This is a genomic window from Halomonas sp. A3H3 (genome assembly GCF_000982975.1).
Lineage (GTDB): Bacteria > Pseudomonadota > Gammaproteobacteria > Pseudomonadales > Halomonadaceae > Vreelandella > Vreelandella titanicae.
This window is the reverse complement of the sequence record NZ_HG423343.1, coordinates 2,895,857-2,919,381: the sequence shown is the minus strand read 5'-3', so window position 1 is coordinate 2,919,381 and position 23,525 is coordinate 2,895,857. Positions and strand designations below refer to the sequence as shown.

Below are 23,525 nucleotides of genomic sequence, written 5' to 3'. Positions count from 1 at the left end.
GTATCTGGCGGTCGCTGGACGGGTGGATACGACGACGGTTAAGAGCTTTGCACCTTAAGCAATGGCGTCGGGGTAAGACGATTTATCGTGAGCTGATGCGTCTTGGCGCTACGCCGAGGGTAGCACAATCGGTGGCGGCGTTGAGTCGTCGCTGGTGGCACAACAGTCTGTCGGGAGTCCATCATGTATTAACGGTGGCCTACTTTGATCGGCTGGGCGTGCCCCGTCTCTCATAACCTCAACTTCTCGAACCGCCCGGTGCGGACCCGCATGCCGGGTGGTGTGGCAGGGGACCGGTCAGCCATGCTGACCGCCCCTATGCCGATATTCAAAAAGAACAGTAAGCGAATAACTTTAAAGGGGAAAATAAAAACAGGATGGCAATATTATACAGATAACACTATTTTCTATACAAATATTGTACAACAGGGCATAATTAGCTCGTCTTACATGATAAAGCGTCTTAACGGCGCCTAAGGGAGCAATCAATGCCACTTCTTAACGCCGGTTCCAGCAACACCAAAATAAGCACGCGTTTAACGCTCGGTTTTTCTGCCTTACTCGGGCTGTTGGTTTTGCTAACAGCCGTAGGTATTTACCAAGTCAATCAAATTGATCGCGACTTAACGACCATTAATGATGTTAACGGTACCAAGCTTGGGTTTGCAGTAGATATGCGCGGCAGCGTGCATGATAGAGCCATTGCTCTGCGCGATGTGGTACTCACCCAAGACGATACTCGGTTAGATGCTTTACGCAGTGAAATGGAGCGCCTAAGCAGTGACTACGTGACGGCATCCGAAGGCGAACATCAAGTGTCTAGCGAGTACCCCAGCGGTCAAGAAGAGCGAAACATTCTAGACAGCATTGACGCCCAAGCCGCCACAACCCTGTCACTCACCCAGCAAGTCATGGAGTTTCGCCAAAAGGATCAATTTGCCGATGCACAGACACTGTTACTCGAAGAAGCGGGGCCTGCTTACGCCGAGTGGCTTAATCGCATTAATCAGTTTATCGAGCTTCAGCAAGCACTGAACGACACCACCACGGTAACAGCCCGCGATACCGCCTCCGGCTTCCAGATGCAGATGCTGGGGCTAACACTGTTCGCTTTACTGGTTGGCGGCTTGATTGCAGTGTTTTTATCCCGCCAGCTACTGCGTGAACTGGGCGCAGAGCCCCACGAAGTCAAAGCGTTTGCGGAAGCGATTGGCCGCGGCGAGCTAACCAGTCATGGGCAGCTTAAGAAGGGCGACACCCGCAGCATCATGGCGTCACAGGTCGCGATGGCGCATCAGCTACAAACCATTGTGACCCAGGTGCGCGCCTCAGCGGAGGCGGTGGCCAGCAACAGCGAGCAAATTGCTGAAGGCAATAACGACCTCTCTTCACGCACCGAGCAGCAGGCAAGTGCACTAGCGGAAACGGCCTCGGCAATGGAGCAACTCAACAGCACGGTAAAACTGAATGCTGATAATTCCGAGCAGGCCAGCCAACAGGCTACCAGCGCGTCCAGTACAGCCAAGCAAGGTGGTGAAGCGGTTAGTCAGGTCGTTGCTACCATGAATGACCTCAACAAAAGCTCACAGGAAATTGCCGGTATCATCTCCACTATCGATGCAATTGCTTTCCAAACCAACATTCTGGCGCTTAACGCCTCGGTCGAAGCCGCCCGTGCAGGCGAGCATGGCCGGGGGTTCGCAGTAGTCGCGGAAGAGGTACGCAGGCTCGCCCAGCGCAGTGCCGATGCGGCACGCGAAATTAACGCTCTGATTTCCAGCAACCTTGAGCGGGTAAACCACGGCAATGAGCGCGCTGAAGAAGCCAGTAAATCGACTGAAGAGATTGTCGCGGCTATCGAGCGGGTAACCAGTATCATGAAGGAGATTAGTTACGCCAGTGCTGAGCAGAGTACCGGTGTACAAGAAGTGGGCCGGGCGGTGACCGAGATGGATCAAGTCACTCAGCAGAACGCCGCACTCGTACAAGAGAGCGCCACCTCCGCCAATAACCTACGTCAGAATGCCCACTCTCTACTGCATGCCATGGAAGTCTTCAAGCTGCCGAAGACCCTTCAAAATGCACAGCCGCAGCACACTGCATTGGCACCTGCACCTGCACGCATTCCAGGCACTAACAAACCTACACTCGCGGCTGCGAAACCTCAGCCAAGCGAACCTAAGTGGGAAAACTTCTAAACTAATAACGATTTTGGCCGTTTATAGTGTAGAGAGAAATGGCTCCTAAGGGTTAGGAGCCGTTCTTTATTGCCTTGCCCGAGGTTGTAATGAAATCCACCCAAAGCCTTTTAATGGTTTTTTTGTTACCTATTTTAATGGTGGTACTACCTGCCCTGCTGATGCTGACAATCGCCATGAAGGTGCTGGAAGAACAGTCGCAGCAAAGCAACCTTTTACAGACCAATGATTTAGACACTTTGGTTCAAATGGCGACCTTTGATCGCCAGCTTAGCGACTTACACCAACGTATCACTGCTTTATTGATCGACACTGAAGTAACAAAGCTAAGTACTTCGCAACGCTATACGGCCTACAGTCAGATTGCGCAAGAGCTTAACCAGATCGGCCAAAGCGTGGACACCCTGGCGACCTCCCCCCTGCTTATCGACTTAAGCCAGGACAGTACCGCCGCCCTTCAAAGTGCGTTCCGGCAATATCAGCGTTTTGTCAGTATGGCCAATGAGTCAGCAGCACGAGAACTGGGCGACCCCGCCCTCTTCCTCAAAGAAGCGCAAAACCACTTCAACACCTTTACGCTATTCTCCCAGCAAATATTCGAAGCCTTAACCCTGCGTGCCAAGGAGCGTCATGACCTTTCATTTGATGCACTTACACGCTCTCATAGCACCACCATCTGGCTGGGCATTGCCATGATGGGTGTGCTTATCAGCGCAGCATTTTTTGCTTCCTGGCGCATCAATAAACGGTTGATGGTAGTGGGAGACGCTATTTTATCGCTTTCTAAGCGCCGACAGCCGTTGCCGGACTTCCACGCTATTGAGCAGATGAGACAGCAGCATAGCGGCCCCTTGAAGCGGATTGCCAGCGCTTTGATCGCGCTCAAGGATGCCGAGCAGCAGCGCCGTGAAGCCGAGCAAAAGATTCACCGGCTCGCCTATTACGACACGCTAACTAAACTACCTAACTGGCGCTTGATGAAAGAGCATCTACAGCATTCGTTGGATACCAACCAACAGGCCAGCACATTTGGCGCGCTAGTGTATCTGGGGATGGATAACTTCAAGCGCATCAACGATAGCAGCGGCCATCGCGTGGGCGATAACCTCCTCAAGCTTATTGCCCAGCGCCTTACCGACCTACAAGTCGAAGGCGCCACCATTGGCCGCCTTGGCGGCGATGAGTTCATGGTCATATTAGACGGCCTGGCTGGAGAACACCTAAAAGCGGCCGAAAAAGCCGAGGCATTGGCCGAACAGATACAGCACAAACTCAATCAGCCTTTCCAGCTAGAAGGGCAAGAACATTTTCTTAGTTTGAGCATGGGTATTGCATTGTTTAACGGGCCAGAGCACACGGTCGACAACTTGTTTCAATATACCAACGCTGCCGTTCACTTAGCCCAAAAATCAGGCCCCAATAACATTCGTTTTTACGACCCAAAGGTACAAGCCGATTTAGAAGCCCGCATTGAGTTAGAGCATGATATGCGGCTGGCTATTGAGCGAGATGAATTTATACTCGTCTATCAAATGCAGGTAGACAGCCTTGGGCGGGCGATTGGCGCAGAAGCATTGATCCGCTGGCAACACCCGCGTCATGGGTTTGTCTCGCCGGGTACTTTTATCCCCCTAGCTGAGGAAACGGGTCTAATCATGCCGATTGGCAACTGGGTACTCGAAACAGCCTGTGAACAGTTAGTCATCTGGGCAAATGACGAAAACACGCAGCATCTAACATTAGCAGTCAACGTCAGCGCCAAACAGTTTCAACAGCCCGACTTCGTGGACACCGTTTGCGGCGTGCTAACCAAAAGCGGTGCTCCGGCCCACCGGCTAAAGCTGGAGCTGACAGAAAGTACTATGATTGGCGAAATAGATGACATCATTGCCCGCATGCACCAGCTGAAAGCGCTGGGAGTTAGCTTTTCCTTGGACGATTTCGGCACTGGCTACTCGTCGCTGCAGTACCTCAAACGGCTCCCTTTAGATCAAATCAAAATCGATCAATCGTTTGTGCGCAACCTGCATAAAGACACGGACGATAAGGCCATCGTACAAACCATTATTGCCATGGGGCGTTCGCTCGGGTTGCAGGTTATCGCCGAAGGTGTCGAAAACCAAGAACACTGGCGCCACCTAAACGAACACCAGTGTCATGCCTTCCAAGGATATTATTTTTGCAAGCCGGTATCCGCTGCAGAGATGATACAGCGCAGTTTGGCTGCACCACCAATGCTCGCCTAATACGGAGGTAGTCCCCGTCATAAAGGCTTACTCACCGGGCTGCCAACCATTGACGATCGGATAGCGGCGGTCGCGACCAAAGCCCCGCGGCGTCACCCGGACACCAATGGGCGCCTGGCGGCGCTTATACTCGCAGCGGTCAACCAGCTTCACCACTTTATAGACGTCTTCAGCGTCAAAGCCACCAGCGATGATCGCTTCAGCGCTCATGTCGCCTTCGATATAGCTTAATAGGATAGCGTCGAGCACGTCGTAATCGGGTAAAGAGTCGCTATCCTGCTGATCCGGCGCCAGCTCCGCACTGGGTGGGCGCTCAATGACCCGCTCGGGGATCGCAGGTGATTGCGTATTGCGCCAGCGAGCCAAGCGATACACCCAGGTTTTATACACGTCTTTGATGGCATTAAAACCGCCCACCATATCGCCATACAGCGTGGCGTAGCCCACCGCCATTTCGCTCTTGTTACCAGTCGTCAGTACCATCAAGCCTTTTTTATTGGAGATCGCCATCAGCAGTACGCCGCGACAGCGGGACTGTAGGTTCTCTTCGGTGGTATCTCGCTCAGTTCCCGCGAAGCTCTCTGCCAGCGTGCCCATAAAGGCTTCTACCATGGGCTCGATCGGCATGATCTCATAGTGGACGCCGAGCATTTTGGCCTGTTCTGCAGCATCCTGCTTGGAGATATCCGCGGTGTAGTGGTACGGCATCATCACCGCCTGCACCCGTTGAGGGCCCAGTGCGTCAACCGCAATCGCCAGCGAAAGCGCTGAGTCGATACCGCCGGAAAGCCCCAACACAACGCCCTCAAAACCACTCTTGTTGACGTAATCGCGCAGCCCGGTAACTAACGCACAGTAAAGGCTCTCTTCCGGTTCTACCTCGGGGTCAACCTCTCCGGCTTGGGGTTCCCAGACCGTCGCGCTGGTTTGCAAAAACTGAACTGGCATCAGGCCCGCCTGCCAATACGGTGCCAGCACCTGCAGCTCACCGCTGGCGTCAACGCAGCAAGAGCCGCCATCAAAGACCAGTTCATCTTGGCCACCGATGGTGTTCACATACACAATTGGAAGCTGCGTATCCTGGGCGTGTTTCTCCAACAGGCGCAGCCGTTCCGCGGGCTTGTCCTGGTGATAGGGAGAGGCGTGCAAGGAAACCAGTACCTCAGCACCCGCTTGTGCAGCGGCCTTAACCGGCGCGCCATCCCATAGGTCTTCGCAGATCACGATGCCCAGTTTGGCGCCTTTATGCTCATACACCAGCGTTTCAGTGCCGGGCGTGAAATAGCGTTGCTCATCGAACACTTGGTAGTTAGGCAGCGCCTGCTTGGCGTACTCAGCTTCCCACTGGCCGTTGTAAAGCAGGCCCGCCAAGTTGTAACAGCGGCCTTCCCGCACGCCGGGATAGCCAATGATCACCAACACATCACTGGCGACCTTCGATGCCATTAGCGCACGAGCTTCACGCAGGCGGGTTTCCATTGAGGGGCGCAGCAGCAGATCTTCCGGTGGGTAGCCTGACAAAAAAAGCTCTGGAAAGACAACAATATCCGCCCCATGCTCAATCCGCGCTTCGCGCACTGCTTCAATCGCGCGTGCGGCATTGCCGGGAATATCCCCGACCAGAGGATCGAGTTGGGCCATTACCAGCGTTAAGTCTTGCATGGGCGTCAAAATCTCTTGAGAATCTTTAAAATAGGGTTACACCGACATAGTCGTATTGTCCCGCAAGGGCCGCCAACTGGCAAAGGCTGCGGGTCTATCCTAACGCCTTGTGCCTAGATTCCCACTTTGGGAGACACAAAAGGATGAACCTCTTGATCATTCGGCTGATTATCTTCGCCGTTATATTCTATGCCGGTTTAAAGCTATACGGCATATACCGGCAACGTAAGCTTGAGCATGAAGCGCAGCATAAAAAAGTCAACCGCCACGAGGGTGGCAAAATGGTGCGCTGCCGCTGGTGTGAGGTCCACGTTCCTGAAGACGAAGCACTGCGTGACCAGGAGCAATGGTTCTGCTCCAGCGCCCATCGCGACCGCTACCTGCAGGAGCAGCAGGATAAAGACGGCACACCTTAAGCCTGTATTAGCCGCTCTGGCGTAAGTTGGTAAGGCGCGGGGTCAATTAGTGGCTCGCGCCCCAGCAGTTGATCCACCAGTAAATGGGTCGAGGCAGGCGCCAGCACCAAACCGTTGCGATAGTGCCCGGCATTGACGAAGACGTTACTCCATTCAGGCAGCGCGCCGATAAAGGGAATGCCCGTTGGGGATCCAGGCCGCAGGCCGGCCCACTGGTGCGCTACCGGGCACGTTGCCAAAGCGGGCAGAATAGCTTCAGCACTCTGTTTTAGCGACGCCAATGCCGCCTCATCGGTGCGCTTGTCAAAACCCACCTCTTCCAGCGTAGAACCGACCAATAGCAAGCCATCTGCACGCGGAATAATATAGCGTCCATCTTTTAACACCACGCGCTGCACCAACCCTTTGGGTGCTTGGTAAGCGATCATCTGACCTTTAACGGGTCTTACCGGCAACTGCACATTCAACTGCGACAAGAGCTGCGCAGCCCAAGCGCCGCCGCAAACAATAATGCGTTCAGCCGTTATCAGCCCCTGAGACGTCACCACGCCTTCAACGATGCCCTCTACTTTGCCACCCTGTTGAATAAAACCACTGACCTCGCACTGCTCTTTCAGCGTTACCTGGGGCATCGCCGCTAACCGCGCCTTCAAAGCCTTGGCTAACCGTGGATTGCGCACGCTACCTAGTGTCGGCATCCACAGTGCGCTGTCGTTAGCCATTGCCACACCAGGCTCTTTTGCGTGAACAAAGTCTGCCCCTACCCGCTCTAGTGGTTTACCCAGCTGGCGCGCCCATTGCAGCGCTTTATCGTCATCGTCCACATTTAGGTAGAGCAGCCCTTTTTGGCGATATTCGGGGTCAATACCGGTTTCTTCCAATAAGCGCAGAGCCAAAGAGGGGTAAACCCCCTCAGACCAGCGGGAAAGTTGCGATACCGCAGTATCGTATCGCCAGGGATAGAGCGGCGAAACGATACCACCGCCCGCCCAGGATGCCTCTTTACCGCACTCACCACGATCAACCAGTGTGACCTGGTGACCGGCATCGGCTAACTGCAGCGCTGTCATCATACCGATCACGCCGCCGCCAATAATTAAGAAATCGCTCACAAAATTGTCCGTTTTGGCTTACATAAAAAAAGCGTAGCGCCGCCTAGGATGACCTATTAACGACGATATGTTCGCTACTGGTAAAGGAGAGTGAGCATAGCGCGGGCGATAACAAGGTCAAGTGAGGAGAGGCGATGAGCAGTTTTTACGTCAAGACGCACACCACACCTGAAAGCGGGTTTACACTGCTCGAGCTATTGATCACCCTGCTGTTGGTTGGAATCATCGCCGCCTGGGGGCTACCCAATTTTCAAGCATTGGGGGAGCGTACCGCACAGACTAGCGAGGTCAATCGATTCCAGAGTGCGTTTTCGTTCGCGCGTAATACAGCGATTAGCCAACGCCGCCAGCTGACGCTTTGCCCAGCCTCGCAGAACCGTGAGGCTTGCGCTAATGACTGGGGTGGAGAGCTTATGATTGTGTGGGGTAATAAAACCGATAGCATCACTGAAGAAGACATTTTGCGCATTGTGCCCGCGCAACAAGGCACACAAGTGACCTACAACCGGGGCTGGTCGCGTATCCGTTACAGCCCGCTGGGCTATACCAGCGGTTATAACGGCAGTTTTGCTATTTGCTCAACCAGCGGCGCCGTGGGCTCTAAGGGTAAAAAGCTGGTACTTAGCCAATTAGGGCGGCTAAGGATTGATGAAGCGCCTATCGACTGTTAATCATTAGGCGCTTCAACTCATTCACGGCGTTGTGACAATGGTTTTAAGCAATACCGTCTAAATAGCGCTCGGCATCCAGCGCTGCCATGCAGCCGCTGCCAGCTGAAGTGATTGCTTGACGATAAATGTGATCCATCACGTCGCCGCAGGCAAATACGCCCGGTACGCTAGTCGCGGTTGCATTCCCTTCAAGGCCTGAATGCACTTTGATATAGCCGCCGTTCATGTCCAGCTGGCCTTCAAAGATCCCCGTGTTGGGGCTATGGCCAATGGCAATAAACAGCCCAGGCGCATGGATCTCTTTGCTTGAACCATCTTTAGTGGATTTCACCCGAACGCCTGTAACACCGGAGTTATCGCCGAGCACTTCTTCGACTTCCTGGAACCACTCAAGAACGATTTTGCCCGCCTCAGCTTTCTCGAACAGCTTATCTTGGAGGATTTTTTCCGCCCGCAACGTGTCACGGCGGTGTACCAGGGTCACTTTGGAAGCAATGTTAGAGAGATAGAGCGCCTCTTCCACGGCGGTATTGCCGCCGCCCACCACAATGACTTCCTGATTGCGGTAGAAAAAACCGTCGCAGGTAGCGCAGGCCGACACCCCTTGACCCATAAACTGCTGCTCAGTGGGCAGACCCAGGTAACGGGCACTGGCGCCGGTGGCCACGATCAACGCATCGCAAGTATAAATACCGCTATCGCCTTTTAAGGTAAACGGTTTTTCGCTTAAGCTAACCTCATTGATGTGATCAAACAGCACCTCTGTATTGAAACGTTCGGCGTGCTGCTTCATGCGCTCCATCAACTCCGGCCCCTGTACGCCTTGAGCGTCGCCGGGCCAGTTATCCACATCGGTTGTGGTGGTCAGTTGGCCACCCGCCTGAATACCGGTAATTAGCAGCGGCTTCAGGTTGGCCCGAGCAGCATAGACGGCAGCCGTATAGCCTGCGGGACCGGATCCAAGAATAATCAAACGCTCATGACGAGTTTCCATGACACCACCTTGTAAATATCTGACTGATAGCTTTGTCGCTAGCTGTGTTAATAGCTTTGAAAAAATTAGCCACAGAGTCTGCCTGAAATGGTGCCAAGTACAAGCTATTGCAAGGTTTCATCTACGCTATTAGGCGAAGAAACCTTGAAAGCCTCTGTGCAAAGACCCATGTGTTATTACTAAATCAACGCCATACTGGGGGGAAATCTATACTAAAGAAAGATCGTGACCGTCATGCTGAGCGCTGCGCTCAGCAACCAGAGGAGAGAGATATGAGCAAGATACCCGATACGCTAAACACCCTAGAGGTTGGTAGTAAAACCTATCACTACTACAGCCTGCCCCACGCGGCCGAGACCCTGGGCAGCATTGACCGGCTACCCAAGACGCTCAAGATTCTACTCGAAAACCAGCTGCGCTTCGCCGACGACGAAAGCGTAGATCAGGAAGATATGCAGGCCCTGGTCGACTGGCAGGCCGAGGGCAAATCCAGCCGCGAAATCGGCTACCGCCCGGCGCGGGTACTCATGCAGGACTTTACCGGCGTGCCCGGTGTGGTGGATTTAGCCTCCATGCGCGCCGCAGTAGAAAAGCTGGGCGAAGACCCGGCGAAGATCAACCCGCTTTCCCCCGTCGATCTCGTTATCGACCACTCGGTAATGGTCGATAAGTTCGGCAACCCGGCTGCATTTCAAGAGAACGTCGATATCGAAATGCAGCGCAACCGCGAGCGCTATGAGTTTCTGCGCTGGGGCCAGCAGGCGTTTGATAACTTTAGCGTCGTTCCCCCCGGTACCGGTATTTGTCACCAGGTCAACCTGGAGTACCTAGGCAGAACGGTATGGACGAAGGACGAAGACGGCAAGACCTTTGCCTACCCCGACACCCTCGTGGGCACTGACTCTCACACCACCATGATCAACGGCCTGGGCGTGCTTGGCTGGGGCGTGGGCGGTATTGAAGCCGAAGCGGCCATGCTCGGTCAGCCGGTGTCGATGCTGATCCCCGAAGTGATTGGCTTTAAATTAACCGGCAAGCTACGCGAAGGTATTACCGCCACTGACCTGGTACTCACCGTTACCGAGATGCTGCGTAAAAAAGGCGTGGTGGGTAAATTTGTCGAGTTCTACGGCGATGGTTTGAAAGACCTGCCGCTGGCGGATCGTGCCACGATCGCCAATATGGCCCCCGAGTATGGTGCTACCTGTGGTTTCTTCCCAGTGGATGAAGAAACCCTGAACTATATGCGCCTGACGGGGCGTGAAGATGAGCAAGTCGCCCTGGTGGAAGCCTATAGCAAGGCCCAAGGGCTGTGGCGTGAACCTAATGACGAGCCGATCTTCACCGACGCCCTAGCACTGGACATGACCAAGGTAGAGGCCAGCTTGGCCGGCCCCAAACGTCCGCAGGATCGCGTGGCGCTGAAAGACATGGCGGCGGCCTTTGACAAGTTCATGCAGGAAGACGTCAACGCGGATGCCAACGCAAAGGGGGAACTCTCTTCTGAAGGCGGCCAAACCGCCGTGGGGGTGAGGCGCAGCTTCGAGCATGACACCAGCCAGGCCGTTACGCTTGATGACCATGATTTCAGCCTTGACCCCGGGGCGGTGGTGATTGCGGCGATTACCTCGTGCACCAACACCTCCAACCCCAGCGTGATGATGGCCGCTGGGCTGCTGGCACGTAAAGCGCGTGAAAAGGGGTTAACCACGAAGCCCTGGGTGAAAACCTCCTTAGCACCAGGTTCCAAAGTGGTCACCGATTATCTGGAAGCCGCTGAATTAAACGATGACTTGGATGCACTGGGCTTCAACCTCGTCGGCTACGGCTGCACCACCTGTATCGGTAACTCCGGCCCGCTGCCTGATGAGATCGAAAAAGCGATCAACAGCGGCGATCTTGCCGTGGCCTCGGTGCTCTCCGGTAACCGTAACTTTGAGGGCCGTGTACACCCGTTGGTCAAAACCAACTGGCTGGCCTCGCCGCCCCTGGTGGTGGCTTACGCCCTGGCGGGTAATGTCCAGCTTGACCTTACCCAGGCGCCGTTGGGCAAAGATAGCAACGGCGACCCGGTCTACCTCAAAGATATCTGGCCCAGTCAGGCCGAGATTGCCAGCGCCGTCGAGCAGGTCAACACCGCCATGTTCCGTAAAGAGTACGGCGCGGTGTTTGAGGGTGACGATGTCTGGAAAGCCATCGACGTGTCAGAAAGCAAGGTCTATCAGTGGCCTGAATCCACCTACATTCAGCACCCGCCCTTCTTTGAAGGCATGGGCCGCGAGCCGGATGCCATCGAAGATGTGCACAGTGCCCGCGTGCTTGCCATGCTGGGTGATTCGGTGACCACCGACCATATCTCCCCTGCCGGTGCCATCAAGCCTGACAGCCCCGCCGGGCGCTATCTGCAAGAACACGGCGTCAGGCCGGTCGACTTCAACTCCTACGGCTCACGCCGGGGTAACCATGAAGTCATGATGCGCGGCACCTTCGCCAACGTGCGGATCAAAAACGAGATGCTCGACGGTGTGGTCGGCGGTGAAACACGCCACGTACCCAGCGGCGAGCAGATGGCCATTTACGATGCGGCCATGAAGTACAAAGAGGAAGGCAAACCGCTCGTCGTGATCGCCGGTAAAGAGTACGGCACCGGCTCCTCACGGGATTGGGCGGCCAAAGGCACCCGTTTGCTGGGCGTTCGCGCGGTGATTGCCGAATCCTTCGAACGTATTCACCGCTCTAACCTGATCGGCATGGGCGTTGTACCGCTGCAGTTTGCCGAAGGCGAAAGCCGTAAAACGTTGGGGTTAACCGGCGATGAAGAGATTTCGATTGCCGGATTAAGCGACCTGACGCCAGGTGGCACGGTCAAAATCGTGATCAAAAATGCCGACGGGGAACGTAGCGTTGATGCCAAGTGCCGAATTGATACGGTAAACGAGCTGGCTTACTACCGTCACGGTGGTATCCTTCACTACGTGTTGCGCAAGATGATCGGCGCAGCCTAAAAGGGTAAAACCTACCAATGCTTGCATGCCCCCACCTCGGTGGGGGCTTTTTTTAGCCGAGTGATTAAAAAGCGCGACGGCGATAGGTGCGATAATCTGGCGACCAGGACGCCTTTTCAATCAGTTCCCGTAGCGTCGTACCACTGGTTTTCAGTGCCACGCCATTCTGCTGTGCCTGGGCAGCCACTTCAAAAGCAATCGACTTGCTGATATCGCGAATACGCGATAGCGGCGGCAGTAAAGCACCCTTGCCCTCTTTAACCAGCGGCGCTTCACGGGCCAGCGCCCGCGAGGCGCTCATCAGCATCTCGTCGGTGACTCGATTGGCACTGGCAGCAATCACGCCCAACCCAATGCCTGGAAAGATATAGGCATTGTTGCACTGGGCAATCGGATAAGTGCGGCCGTTGTAAACCACCGGCGCAAAGGGGCTACCGGTGGCTACCAAGGCTTGGCCGTCGGTCCAGCGAATAACATCCTCTGGCACGGCCTCTGCCTGGGAAGTAGGGTTAGACAGCGGCATGATGACCGGGTGCTCACAACCCGCGTGCATGGTGCGCACCACCTGCTCGGTGAAGATACCGCGCTGGCCGCAGACACCGATCAGCACTGTTGGTTTGATCTGAGCAATCGTCTCTTCCAGACCTTGACCATTCCACTCGGCGACTAGCGAAGGGTCGTGGGCTAAACGGCGCTGGAAGTCGCGCTGCCACTCTTGATCGCTGGTCATCAAGCCTTCGCGATCGACAATATAAATGCGCGATCGGGCCTCGCTTTCGGTCAAGCCCTCCGCTTCCATCGCTACGACCACTTGCTCGGCGATTCCACACCCCGCCGATCCGCCACCCACAAACACCACACGCTGCTGGGCAATGGTCTCTTCCCGGGCCTGACAAGCCGCCATTAACGTACCCACTACCACAGAAGCAGTACCCTGCACATCGTCATTGAAGCAGCAAAGCTCGTTGCGGTAGCGCTCTAGCAGCGGCACCGCATTGGCCTGGGCAAAGTCTTCAAACTGCAGCAGTACGTTAGGCCAGCGGCGCTTCACAGCAGCGATAAATTCTGCCATGAAAGCATCGTACTCTTCCTGCCCTACTCGCTCGTGGCGCCAGCCCATGTACATGGGATCATCCAGCAGTGCTTTGTTGTTAGTGCCCACATCAATCATGATCGGCAGCGTGTAGGCGGGGCTAATGCCGCCACAGGCGGTATACAACGCCAGTTTACCAATCGGGATACCCATGCCCCCGATGCCCTGGTCGCCTAGGCCTAGAATGCGCTCACCATCCGTCACTACGATCACTTTGACGTTATCTTTGGTGGCGCTACGCAGGATATCATCCATATGTTCGCGGTCAGGATAGCTAATAAACAGGCCGCGGTGGTTACGGTAAATGTTGGAAAATTCCTGACACGCCTGCCCTACCGTGGGGGTGTAAATAATCGGCAGCATCTCTTCAAGATGCTGGGAAACCATACGGAAATAGAGTGTTTCGTTGTCGTCTTGAATGGCGCGCAGGTGGATGTGCTTTTCGAGGTCGCTATGGCATTGTTGGTACTGGCGGTAGACCCGCTCTAGCTGATCCTCAATAGTTTCTACCTTCTGCGGCAGCAAACCAATCAGGTTAAACGCCAAGCGCTCCTGCTGAGTAAACGCGCTGCCTTTGTTCAATAGCGGCATTTCGAGCAAAGAAGGACCGGCGTAAGGAAGGTATAGGGGGCGTCTACTCTCGGTAGTCATAAGCACTCTCTTTTTTATGTCAATCACTGCTGCAATGCAGCAACATCGGGCGTTTGCGGCGTTTGAGCGTAATGTAACATGCTCCTGCGACAAAGGTGGAAGAGAGCGACCATGTTGATAAAAAAACGCCTCGGTTTAGGAAGCCTAAACCGAGGCGTGATGGCGCGATTAACTAGTGATCTAACGATGCCCTAGCAAGTTTTAGCGGTGGGTTTGCGCCCCTCCACGCCAGCGAAGAAGAACGGCCGCAGCTTAACGCCAAACATGTTGCCCGCAAACGCCGCTACCAGCCATACCCAACCGTGAAGGCTGCCAGAGGCAATGCCGCTGAAGTAAGCACCAATATTGCAACCAAACGCCAAACGCGCGCCATAACCTAGCAAGATGCCGCCGATGACCGCGGCCAAGATAGATTTCAACGGGATTCTGAAGTTAGGTGCAAAGCGACCCGCCAAGCTGGCGGCAGCCAGCGCGCCCAGCATAATACCGACATTCATTACCGTAGTGATGTCGCTCCATACGCTGGCTTTAAGGGCCGCTGCGTTGCCAGGGGACTGCCAATAGCCCCACTGGCTGACATCGCCGCCCACCAGTTCAAAGCCTTTAGCACCCCACAGCGCAAACGCAGAGGTAATTCCCCAAGGGCGGCCTGCCAGTGCCAAGGTGGCAAAGTTGAGCAGCGCCAACGCCACCGCGCCCGCCACTAACGGCCAAGGCCCAGTCAACCAACGCTCATAGCCATGCTTATCGACCATGGGCGCCTGTTCTAACTGACCATGACGACGCTTCTCCATCACCCAGGTAAACGCCGCAATAGCCGCAAACAGCACCAGGCTAATGGCGATCCCCCCACTGACCCCGGCGACGTTAACCAGCGATACCGGTTGAAAAGCCGGTAAGCTCTGCCACCAGGCAAAATGCGCCGAGCCAATCACCGAGCCGACAATAAAGAACACCAGCGTAATCAACATACGAGCGTTACCGCCGCCCGCGGTAAACAGCGTGCCAGAGGCACAGCCGCCGCCTAACTGCATGCCCACACCGAACAGGAACGCCCCTACAAGCACGGAGATACCAATAGGCGCCACAAAGCCCGACACCTCGTTACCAAACAGCGTGCCCGCCCCCAGGGCAGGGAAAAACAGCACCACGGCAATGGCCAGCATCACCATTTGGGCACGCAGGCCACGCCCCCGCCGCTCAGTAATAAATACCCGCCACGCTGAGGTAAAACCAAAGGCAGCGTGATACAGCACCATGCCAAATAGCCCGCCGACAATCATCAACAGGCCAATGTTGGCGTCAAAGACAACCCCAATAAGCAACGCACCCAGCACAATCGCCGCTGTGGCTATCAGCGGCACGCGATAGCTCTGCGGCGCAGCAACCGTCGTTGTAGACATACATTCACCTTTAGCAGCACCAAAAGCGCCTGTTAACAAACAGGCGCTTTTGGTAGACATGGACAATAGTTATAAGCCTAACGATAGCTGTAGAGTGCGGGAAATTCTTTGTTGAGAGGTGCTTATGTCTTTATGGAATATATGGATGCTGGAGCCACACAGCAGCTTGGCACTATGTCCTACTCCACCTCTTAAACTGGTAAATCGGATGCCAGTGTGAGTTTTTTTGGCGCAAGCGGGTAAGACGGTGTATTGGACGCATGGTAGGTGCGCCCGCTGATCAGCGGCTGGCCCGGTTCAGCCTCCAAATGTGATATTATAACCTCATGATCAATCCTGTGGGTCGCCATGCTGCCATAGTCGCCGCTTAGGCAACCCTCACCCAGGGGCGTATCGAACGAAAAAAGAACTACTCGAAGTTTTCCCTCTTAGAATAAAGTGCTTAACAATTTGTAGAAATCTCCCTTGTTTAATCTATATCGACCTTCACCCCGGAGAACGGGATCTCCGGCGGGGCCATCTGGCGCAGGATGGTCAGATGGATATCTAGGTTCAGTTTGGCCAGGTTGTTAACGGACCATTCACCGCCTGCAACTAGGGCAGGCTCAAAGCCATAGACTTCGTCCGGCCTCAGCGGGCCCAGCTTCTTCAGGGCCTGGGTGAACAGCGGCTTTTCGCTCATGTCGGTGAGGATCATCAGTTCGTCACCACGCAAGTAGTCGGGGGCGATCAGATCCGCCGGGGCGCTGTGGTGAAAGCGATAGTCGAAGTCTTCGGGCCAGTAGGGCAAACGCTGGGTTTTCCAGTGGTTGTCGAAGGTGCCTTGATAACTGACCCGGGGCTCCCACAAGGGGGCGATGGGCCCAAAGCTTGCCGGGGCCGGACGGTCAAAGGGTGAGGTGACCAGCCAGTCCGGGTCTTCCAGTTGGGGTGCGGGTAGCCGTGTCACAGCGTTAAGGTCGGGTTTGAGGTACCGGATGACCTCGCTGGACACCCGCTTATAGTCAGCGCGTGATGGCAACCAGCCCCGCCCGGCGGGGTAGTAGAGCGTGTTAGCGAGGGCGTCCCCGTCGGGCAGGCTGTAGTGGCCGCCGAAGGCGTAGCGGTAGTCCAGCGGCACTTCGCTCACCGGTGAGGGGTCAGTGACCCGCCAGCCACCGAGCAGTTGCCAGCGGAACTCCCGTGGCCCACGCACGATCAGGCGTTTGTCCAACGGGCCTACCTGTACCCGCACCTGCCAGGTGCTGCGCGGTTGCCCGGTGGGCGAGCGCAGGGTGCCATGCACGTGCACTTCGGTGCTGAGTTTGCCGAGCAGCACGTCGCGGTCGTCGGTGATGACCTGGGCATACAGGTTGTCGTTGTCGCCCTCTAGAGTGGCCTGCCAGCGAATCGGCTGCTGGTGGCTGGCTTCGAACAGCGGCCAGTTGTCTTCGGTGAACTGGTAGGTGGCGCGTACCACCACCACATCATACTCTTGGTCGCCGGGGCCGAGCTTGCGATACAGCGCATGGGGGAACGACGTTGGATTAATCACTTGCGCCATGTACTACCACCCCGGCGACTTAGCGTCGCTTGGTTCAGGGCCATCGCTTTCCTCGGCACTTCCCGGTGCGGGCTGGGCCGTGCCGGTGTTGAGCAGGACGTCATCGGGGCCGTCGACATGCACCTTGGTGCCCGCCTTGACGTGGATCTCGCCGGCATCCAGGTAGATGGCGTCCTCTGTGAGCACTAGCCGACTATTGCCTACCTGCAGGGTGAGCTGCTTGCCGGCCTTGAGGGTGATGTTGCGCCCGACATTGAGCGAGTGGTTGAGCCCCACCTGGGTGCTCTTGCTGAGCCCGACCAGGGTGTTCATGATCGCCCTGACGTTGAGGCTGTAGCCCATGCCGACGTTCTGCAGGTACGCCTTGCCAACGGTTTCGGTTTTGTTCTTACCGACTTTGCTCGACCAGTTTTTACCGATGCGGTCGGTTTCGTTGCCATCCACCGTTTTGCGGCGGTTCTTGTGCACGGTAAAGGTTTGATTACCGTCCACGGTATGGGTCTCGTTGCCATGCACGGTGTGGACTTCATGGCGATGAACGGTGCGGGTTTCGTCGCGGTCGATGTCGGTGGTGCGGTCGCGAAAGACATGCAGGGTGCTGTCGCGTTTGATGTCCTCGGTGCGGTCGTTAAGGGTCAGCAGATCGAGGTCTTTTTGGGCGTGCACCCAGATTTGCTCTTCGCCCGCTTCGTCCTCAAAGCGCAGCTCGTTAAAGCCGTCCGCCTTGTGGCTCTGGGTACGGATGACCGTGCGGGTTTTGTAGGCCGGTAGCGGATAAGGCGGCCGGTTAACCGCGTGGTAGGTTCGCCCGGTGATCAGTGGCTGGTCCGGGTCAGCTTCCAAGTATGAGATTATTACCTCATGACCAATCCGCGGGATCGCCATGCTGCCGTAGCCGCCGCCCACCCAGCCTTGGGCGACGCGCACCCAGCAACTGGTGGTTTCGTTGGGAACAGCATAGAGGAGGTCTGATCAATAATATTGACTATTGCTAATAACAAGCAAAATCCACTGAAAATTTATAGAAGTGACAGCCTAGATAAATCGTATATATCTATTTGGTGCTGCTCAAATAAGTCTTCCAACGCATCGGTTCCTTTCTCTTCTGCATATTGCCTCTCATTTTCCGAGATAGGAACTGCTAACAGCCACGCTACAGTTTTGTTTTCATATTGAACTGTTTGCAAATCATCCCACAAAAAGGGAGAAACAAATATTAGATGCTGCATATCCAGAGACGACTCATACATAGCAACTGCATTCTGCAAAACCGCACCTGGGCAACAAAACCATTTTTCATTGATAATGTAGAAAGCCGCTGTTGTCAGTATATTAGGGAAAACAGTAGTCGAATTAGCTGACGCACCAACCAACTCCAAACGGGCAGAAAATTCGGTACCGTTTTGGATTAAAGGATGATCTGACAAACCAACTGTACCGTAAGATGTCACGCCCTCGCAGGGCTGATCTGCACACGTGACAAGGTCAACAAAAGAGTTTTCTGCTTCATCCCAATACCTATTTACGCTAGGTTTTCCTTCAAAAATTGCCGCAAGCCTTCTAGCAATTTGTTTATTCTCTTCAGATATATTTGCCATTTAAAGCCTCTCTCAGATCTAAAAGCCAAAATAGTCATCGGTGAGATTTTCACCTTTATGGCTACGGTTTGAACTTGGATGTTCGGGCCTGAAATGACCCGGCGTATTATGTTCATTCAAGAACTGACGCCTCGTTAAATCGCGTTCTGCTGCACTTTGTTGATGTTTTCGGAATTCGAAACCAGGTTTATGCCCCATATCCCAGGGGCGATTTGGATCCAGAGCCTCTTTAGTTATAGGATCATAGACATTACCATCTGGCGCTCTCGCATTTTCCCAAACTTGCTCCCTGACACCCTTGCGATAACCTGATGGCCGTTGGTAAAGCTTTCGTGCCTCTGGAGTTAAATTTCCAGACTCATCAAAATTAGAATTTGCCGTTCTTGAATTGCTTGTATCTCCTGCATCGCTATCCCTTCTAATCCTATCCGAAGGCGATTCTACATGCACCCCCTTGCTAGGTGGAGGCGGAGGAGGTGGCGTCTCGAGGTCGGGGATTTTAGTCGCCCCTCTGAGCACGCCGGTGCCCTTCCCACCTACTAATTCGCCAAGTAGTACCGCCGCGCTCATCTCCATGGCGCCGAAGGTGCCGTTACGCTCTTCGGCTTCTTGCCAGGCTTCTACCCCCGCGTCCCAGAGCCCGCCGTAGGCTTCTCCGGTGCGCTTCCATTCTTCTCCGAACCGTCCAGCGCGCTCTGCGTCACCAGTGACGTAGCCAACCCCACTGTCGAGTAGATCCAATAAGCCTGGCCCAGTAAGTACGTCCACCGCTTCATAGGTGTCTTTGGCGCCTTGCCACGCACGATCACGGGCGGCCCCGGTGGTAGCCTCGTCACCGGTAAACGGTAACATTTCCCAGGCGGTTTTGGCCGCTGACTTGACGCCTTCCCATTTGTCGTTAATGACACGGAGACCCTCTTCGCCAGGGTTATAACCGGGACCGCCCTCGCCTGATTGCTCGGGGGAGCTGTCGACTGACTGTTGCTGGGTGGTCAGATAGCCAGGGGTGCCGCCCATACCGGCTGCGTTGCAGTTGACCGTGCAGGGGCTGTCGTGGCGAGCCACCGGCAGGCCATTGACCTTGACGTTACGCTGGCCTTGGAGGATCAGCACACAGCCGCTACCTAAAGAGGTACCCGACACCACATGCCGGCCCGCATCGCCTTGAACACCTTGGAACAGGTCGCTCTCGCGATAAACCTCACGCCCGGCAGCGATCACGTTGGGGGAGTAGCGCACCGGGTTGTCCAGCGTGGCGCTGGAGTCGAAAGCCGTAATACTATTACCCACCCAGCAGAAGTCGGGGGCGCTGGCAATTGCTTTCCATACACCATCGGAATTCGCGATGTGCTGGCTGAGGCCGCTCAGCGGCTCTCCTTGGGATTCTGCTGGCGTGCTGCTGTTACCATCAGGAAGCTCGTCTTCGTTCTCGCTGGGGTCGTCGCTCTCAATAACAACCCGCAGGGTCGGTAATCTGATGTCTTCAGGTTCAGCCATTCGAGCCCCCACCGCAGATAGTCAAGGTGTTATCCAACATGGCGTGTTCCTCCGGTGGCAGGTAGCACGGCGGATGCCGTGCGCGGGGAACGCAGCCCAGTCGCGGCGACGACCATCCGGCGCAGCGGATCCTGGGGCGGAAACAGCGCCCGCCAGGTGAGCGTCAGTTCGTTGAGATCCAGGTCGATGCCTACGGTATCCAGCGCTAAGCGGGTCACCGTCTGTTTGCCACTCTGCTGTTCAGCCAGCGCTTTAATGGCAAGGCCGGGCAAACGGGTGCGATAGCTATAGAGGCTGACATTGCCCGACTGGAGACGTTGACTGCCGGCCAAGCAGTTGGTGAGGATGACTAGCTCATCGCCGCGCAGGTAGTCGGGAGCCATCAGGTCGGGGTGGGCGCTATTGTAGAAGCGGGCGTCGAAGTCGTCCGGCCAATGGGGGTGGCGGTGGGCGAGCCACTCCTCATCGAGGGTGCCCTGGCGATTGATGCGTGGCTGCCACCACCGGGCGATAGGGCCAAAGCCCGCCGGGGGAAGGCGGTCAAAGGGGGAATGCACGGGCCAGTCGGGGTCTTCGAGCTGCGGCGCAGGCAGCCGCGTGACGGCGTTAAGGTCGGGTTTGAGGTACTTCGCCACCTCGCCTGGCGCCTGCTTATAGTCTGCGCGCTTCGGCAGCCAACCCCGCCCGACTGGGTTGTCGGGGTAGTAGAGAGTGCGAGCAGCGACGTCGAGGGTGTCATTGCCCACCTCGTGCGCTTCCGGCGTGTAGTGGCCACCGAAAGCATAGCGGTAGTCCAGCGGCACTTCGCTGACCGGTTCGGCTTGCGTCACCCGCCAGCCGCCAATCAACTGCCAACGGAACTCCCGTGGCCCGCGTACGATCAGGCGTTTGTCCACCGGGCCCACCTGAACTCTGACTTGCCAAGCGCTGCGCGGTTGGCCTGTGGGTGAGCGCAGGATCCCATGGACGTGTACATCCGTCGTGGGCTTGCCGATGATAAGGTCGCTGTCGTCTACGATGTAACGTGCCTGCCCGCCCTCTGGGCCAGCGGCATAGGTTTCTTGCCAGCGAATGGGCCGTTGGGTCTCGGCTAACGCCAAGCGGCGGTTGTTGCCGGTGAAACGAAAGGTGCCCCTAACCGCCAGTACTTGGTACTCGAGGCCGCCCGGGCCGAGCTTGCGATACAGCGCATGGGGGAACGACGTTGGATTAATCACTTGCGCCATGTACTACCACCCCGGCGACTTAGCGTCGCTTGGTTCAGGGCCATCGCTTTCCTCGGCACTTCCCGGTGCGGGTTGGGCCGTGCCGGTGTTGAGCAGTACGTCATCGGGGCCGTCGACATGCACCTTGGTGCCCGCCTTGACGTGGATCTCGCCGGCATCCAGGTAGATGGCGTCCTCTGTGAGCACTAGCCGACTATTGCCTACCTGCAGGGTGAGCTGCTTGCCGGCCTTGAGGGTGATGTTGCGCCCGACATTGAGCGAGTGGTTGAGCCCCACCTGGGTGCTCTTGCTGAGCCCGACCAGGGTGTTCATGATCGCCCTGACGTTGAGGCTGTAGCCCATGCCGACGTTCTGCAGGTACGCCTTGCCAACGGTTTCGGTTTTGTTCTTACCGACTTTGCTCGACCAGTTTTTACCGATGCGGTCGGTTTCGTTGCCATCCACCGTCTTGCGGCGGTTCTTGTGCACGGTAAAGGTTTCGTTACCGTCCACGGTATGGGTCTCGTTGCCATGCACCGTATGAACTTCATGGCGGTGGACGGTACGGGTTTCGTCGCGGTCGATATCGGTGGTGCGATCACGAAAGACATGCAGGGTGCTATCGCGCTTGATGTCCTCGGTGCGGTCGTTAAGGGTCAGCAGGTCGAGGTCTTTTTGGGCGTGCACCCAGATTTGCTCTTCGCCCGCTTCGTCTTCAAAGCGCAGCTCGTTAAAGCCGTCCGCCTTGTGGCTTTGGGTGCGGATGACCGTGCGGGTTTTGTAGGCTGGCAGTGGGTAGGGCGGCCGGTTAACCGCGTGGTAGGTGCGCCCCGTGATGAGCGGCTGATCTGGGTCTCCCTCCAAGAACGACAAAATGACCTCATGCCCGATCCTGGGGATAGCCATGCTGCCGTAACCGCCGCCCGCCCAGCCCTGGGCGACGCGCACCCAGCAGCTGGCGGTTTCGTTAGAGGCGGAGTAGCGATCCCAAGGAAACTGTACTTTGACCCGGCCATATTTGTCGCAGTAGATCTCTTCGCCTGCTGGCCCGACCACAAAGGCCACTTGAGGGCCATCGACCCGCGGCTTGGGGTTGGGCACCGGGCGGAAGGTCTGATCCCGGGGCATGATCACCACTTCATTGTGGTAGCGGGTCATCAGCTCGCCTGCTTGCGCTGAGCTGGCCCCATTACCCCCCCGCGCCATGCCATCCTCTTCTAGCGCCTGGGGTTGCTCGCCGTGGTGCACCACCGATACCACCTGCCAGGCACGGTTGAGGCTATCGATATCGTGGTCGGTGAGAGTAAAGCAGGTGCCGGGGGCGAGTTCAGGCAGGTCACTTTCGGCTTCGGCGGTGGTGGCGTCAGCGCGCAGCGATTCTAGGCGATGGCGGGTGAAGGGCTTGCCGGAGGCATCCTTTTTATAGCGCCCTGGGTAGTCGTAGTGTTCGTAATCCTCTCGCTGAGCGTGCTCCCCTAGATTGGGCGCCTGGTGTTCGTGTAGCTGGGCGTAAGGCGGGTTCTTGAAGCTGTAATCCTTGAGTGTGGCCGAGGCGGGGCGTACCCGGCTGACCTGGCGTAACTTGCGCAAGTGACGTCGGGGCGGCGTGCCACCGGCGCGGCCGTGGTAGGTACGCTCGCCGATGTTAGGCAGTACCACCGTGGCATCGGCAAACACCAACTGATGGGCTCCGCCTTCGGCGTTCTCAAACTCATGGAAATAGAAGCAGCCCTCTTCGGCGGCCAGGCGCTCGATAAAGGCCAGATCGGTCTCGCGATATTGCACCAAGAACTCACGGTTGGGCGGAGTACGCGTAGTGGCAAACTCGATATCGGTGAGGCCGCGCTCGCTGGCTAACGTTTTGATTGCATCATGAGGGATGGTGTCTTGAAAGATACGCGAGTTATGCCGTAGCGATAGTCGCCACAGGGCGGGGCGAATTTCCACGCGGTAAAAGCTGCGCCGGTGCCCGCGATCGCCGCGATGCAGCTCAGCGATAATGCCATGCACCCGGCGCAACGGCTCGCCATCCTGCCAAATGGTCAGCGTGGCATTTTGATCCAAACAGTCGCTGGGCGACAGGTCGTGGGTGCGGCTGGCGAACTCAACGGTGAGCGCAAACGTCTCCGACAGCGCTTCGCGGTGGGTAAAGCTCACCACCGCCGTGTCAGAAGCCCCGGGAAGGGTCAGGGTAAACTGAAGACCCGTATTATCAGCCATTGTAAGATCCC

General features: G+C 56.2%; 15 protein-coding genes and 2 pseudogenes. 6 read left to right on the top strand and 11 right to left on the bottom strand.

Going from position 1 to position 23,525, the window contains the following annotated elements; genetic code table 11:
• From HALA3H3_RS27390 to HALA3H3_RS12870, 3 genes and pseudogenes are all read left to right on the top strand, one after another.
• A pseudogene (locus HALA3H3_RS27390) lies at positions 1-236 on the top strand (group II intron reverse transcriptase/maturase); the annotation flags it as partial.
• Between the two features lie 252 nt (positions 237-488).
• Positions 489-2,198: a methyl-accepting chemotaxis protein gene (locus HALA3H3_RS12875; RefSeq protein ID WP_022522018.1), complete on the top strand. Its 1,710-nt coding sequence runs from the start codon at positions 489-491 to the stop codon at positions 2,196-2,198.
• 89 nt (positions 2,199-2,287) lie between these two features.
• Positions 2,288-4,444, top strand: coding sequence for a putative bifunctional diguanylate cyclase/phosphodiesterase (locus HALA3H3_RS12870; RefSeq protein WP_022522017.1), 2,157 nt, complete (start codon positions 2,288-2,290; stop codon positions 4,442-4,444).
• Positions 4,445-4,471: 27 nt separating this feature from the next.
• On the opposite strand, the gene HALA3H3_RS12865 is transcribed toward HALA3H3_RS12870, so the two are convergent.
• The gene (locus tag HALA3H3_RS12865; RefSeq protein ID WP_022522016.1) at positions 4,472-6,106 is read right to left on the bottom strand and encodes an NAD+ synthase; all 1,635 of its coding nucleotides are present in this window, start codon (positions 6,104-6,106) and stop codon (positions 4,472-4,474) included.
• A gap of 143 nt (positions 6,107-6,249) precedes the next feature.
• Here HALA3H3_RS12865 and HALA3H3_RS12860 point away from each other — a divergent pair, with 143 nt between their 5' ends.
• A complete protein-coding gene (locus tag HALA3H3_RS12860) occupies positions 6,250-6,522 on the top strand; it encodes a PP0621 family protein (protein WP_022522015.1) in 273 nt (90 codons plus the stop codon).
• Here the strand turns inward: HALA3H3_RS12860 and thiO are convergent.
• Positions 6,519-7,634 carry a glycine oxidase ThiO gene (gene thiO, locus HALA3H3_RS12855; RefSeq protein ID WP_022522014.1) on the bottom strand — a complete coding sequence of 372 codons (1,116 nt, stop codon included), beginning with the start codon at positions 7,632-7,634 and terminating at the stop codon, positions 6,519-6,521. The genes HALA3H3_RS12860 and thiO overlap by 4 nt on opposite strands.
• A 134-nt stretch (positions 7,635-7,768) precedes the next feature.
• Between thiO and HALA3H3_RS12850 the strand changes: the two genes are divergently transcribed.
• Positions 7,769-8,305, top strand: coding sequence for a GspH/FimT family pseudopilin (locus tag HALA3H3_RS12850; RefSeq protein ID WP_022522013.1), 537 nt, complete (start codon positions 7,769-7,771; stop codon positions 8,303-8,305).
• 43 nt (positions 8,306-8,348) lie between these two features.
• Here the strand turns inward: HALA3H3_RS12850 and trxB are convergent, their stop codons facing one another.
• Positions 8,349-9,299 (bottom strand): thioredoxin-disulfide reductase, encoded by a 951-nt coding sequence (gene trxB, locus HALA3H3_RS12845; RefSeq protein WP_022522012.1) that lies wholly within the window; start codon positions 9,297-9,299, stop codon positions 8,349-8,351.
• Positions 9,300-9,571: 272 nt separating this feature from the next.
• On the opposite strand from trxB, the gene acnA reads away from it, so the two are divergent.
• On the top strand, positions 9,572-12,304 hold the full coding sequence (gene acnA / locus HALA3H3_RS12840) for an aconitate hydratase AcnA (protein ID WP_022522011.1): 2,733 nt from the start codon (positions 9,572-9,574) through the stop codon (positions 12,302-12,304).
• A 64-nt stretch (positions 12,305-12,368) separates the two neighbouring features.
• Here acnA and HALA3H3_RS12835 read toward each other — a convergent pair whose 3' ends face one another.
• The 8 genes and pseudogenes from HALA3H3_RS12835 to HALA3H3_RS12800 all read right to left on the bottom strand — a co-directional run bounded on the left by HALA3H3_RS12835 (position 12,369) and on the right by HALA3H3_RS12800 (position 23,514).
• Entirely contained in the window at positions 12,369-14,048 is a 1,680-nt protein-coding gene (locus HALA3H3_RS12835; RefSeq protein ID WP_022522010.1) for an NAD-dependent malic enzyme, read from the bottom strand.
• 191 nt (positions 14,049-14,239) lie between these two features.
• A complete protein-coding gene (locus HALA3H3_RS12830; RefSeq protein ID WP_022522009.1) occupies positions 14,240-15,451 on the bottom strand; it encodes a YeeE/YedE family protein in 1,212 nt (403 codons plus the stop codon).
• Between the two features lie 469 nt (positions 15,452-15,920).
• On the bottom strand, positions 15,921-16,994 hold the full coding sequence (locus HALA3H3_RS12825; RefSeq protein ID WP_022522008.1) for a DUF2169 domain-containing protein: 1,074 nt from the start codon (positions 16,992-16,994) through the stop codon (positions 15,921-15,923).
• Positions 16,995-16,997: 3 nt separating this feature from the next.
• A pseudogene (locus tag HALA3H3_RS27900) lies at positions 16,998-17,954 on the bottom strand (type VI secretion system Vgr family protein); the annotation flags it as partial.
• Positions 17,955-18,013: 59 nt separating this feature from the next.
• Positions 18,014-18,592, bottom strand: a complete 579-nt coding sequence (locus HALA3H3_RS12815; RefSeq protein WP_022522006.1) for a suppressor of fused domain protein — start codon at positions 18,590-18,592, stop codon at positions 18,014-18,016.
• Between the two features lie 18 nt (positions 18,593-18,610).
• Entirely contained in the window at positions 18,611-20,089 is a 1,479-nt protein-coding gene (locus HALA3H3_RS27635) for an HNH/ENDO VII family nuclease (protein ID WP_022522005.1), read from the bottom strand.
• A gap of 29 nt (positions 20,090-20,118) precedes the next feature.
• Positions 20,119-21,315: a DUF2169 family type VI secretion system accessory protein gene (locus HALA3H3_RS12805; protein WP_022522004.1), complete on the bottom strand. Its 1,197-nt coding sequence runs from the start codon at positions 21,313-21,315 to the stop codon at positions 20,119-20,121.
• 3 nt (positions 21,316-21,318) lie between these two features.
• Positions 21,319-23,514 (bottom strand): type VI secretion system Vgr family protein, encoded by a 2,196-nt coding sequence (locus HALA3H3_RS12800; protein ID WP_022522003.1) that lies wholly within the window; start codon positions 23,512-23,514, stop codon positions 21,319-21,321.
• Positions 23,515-23,525: the final 11 nt, after the last annotated feature.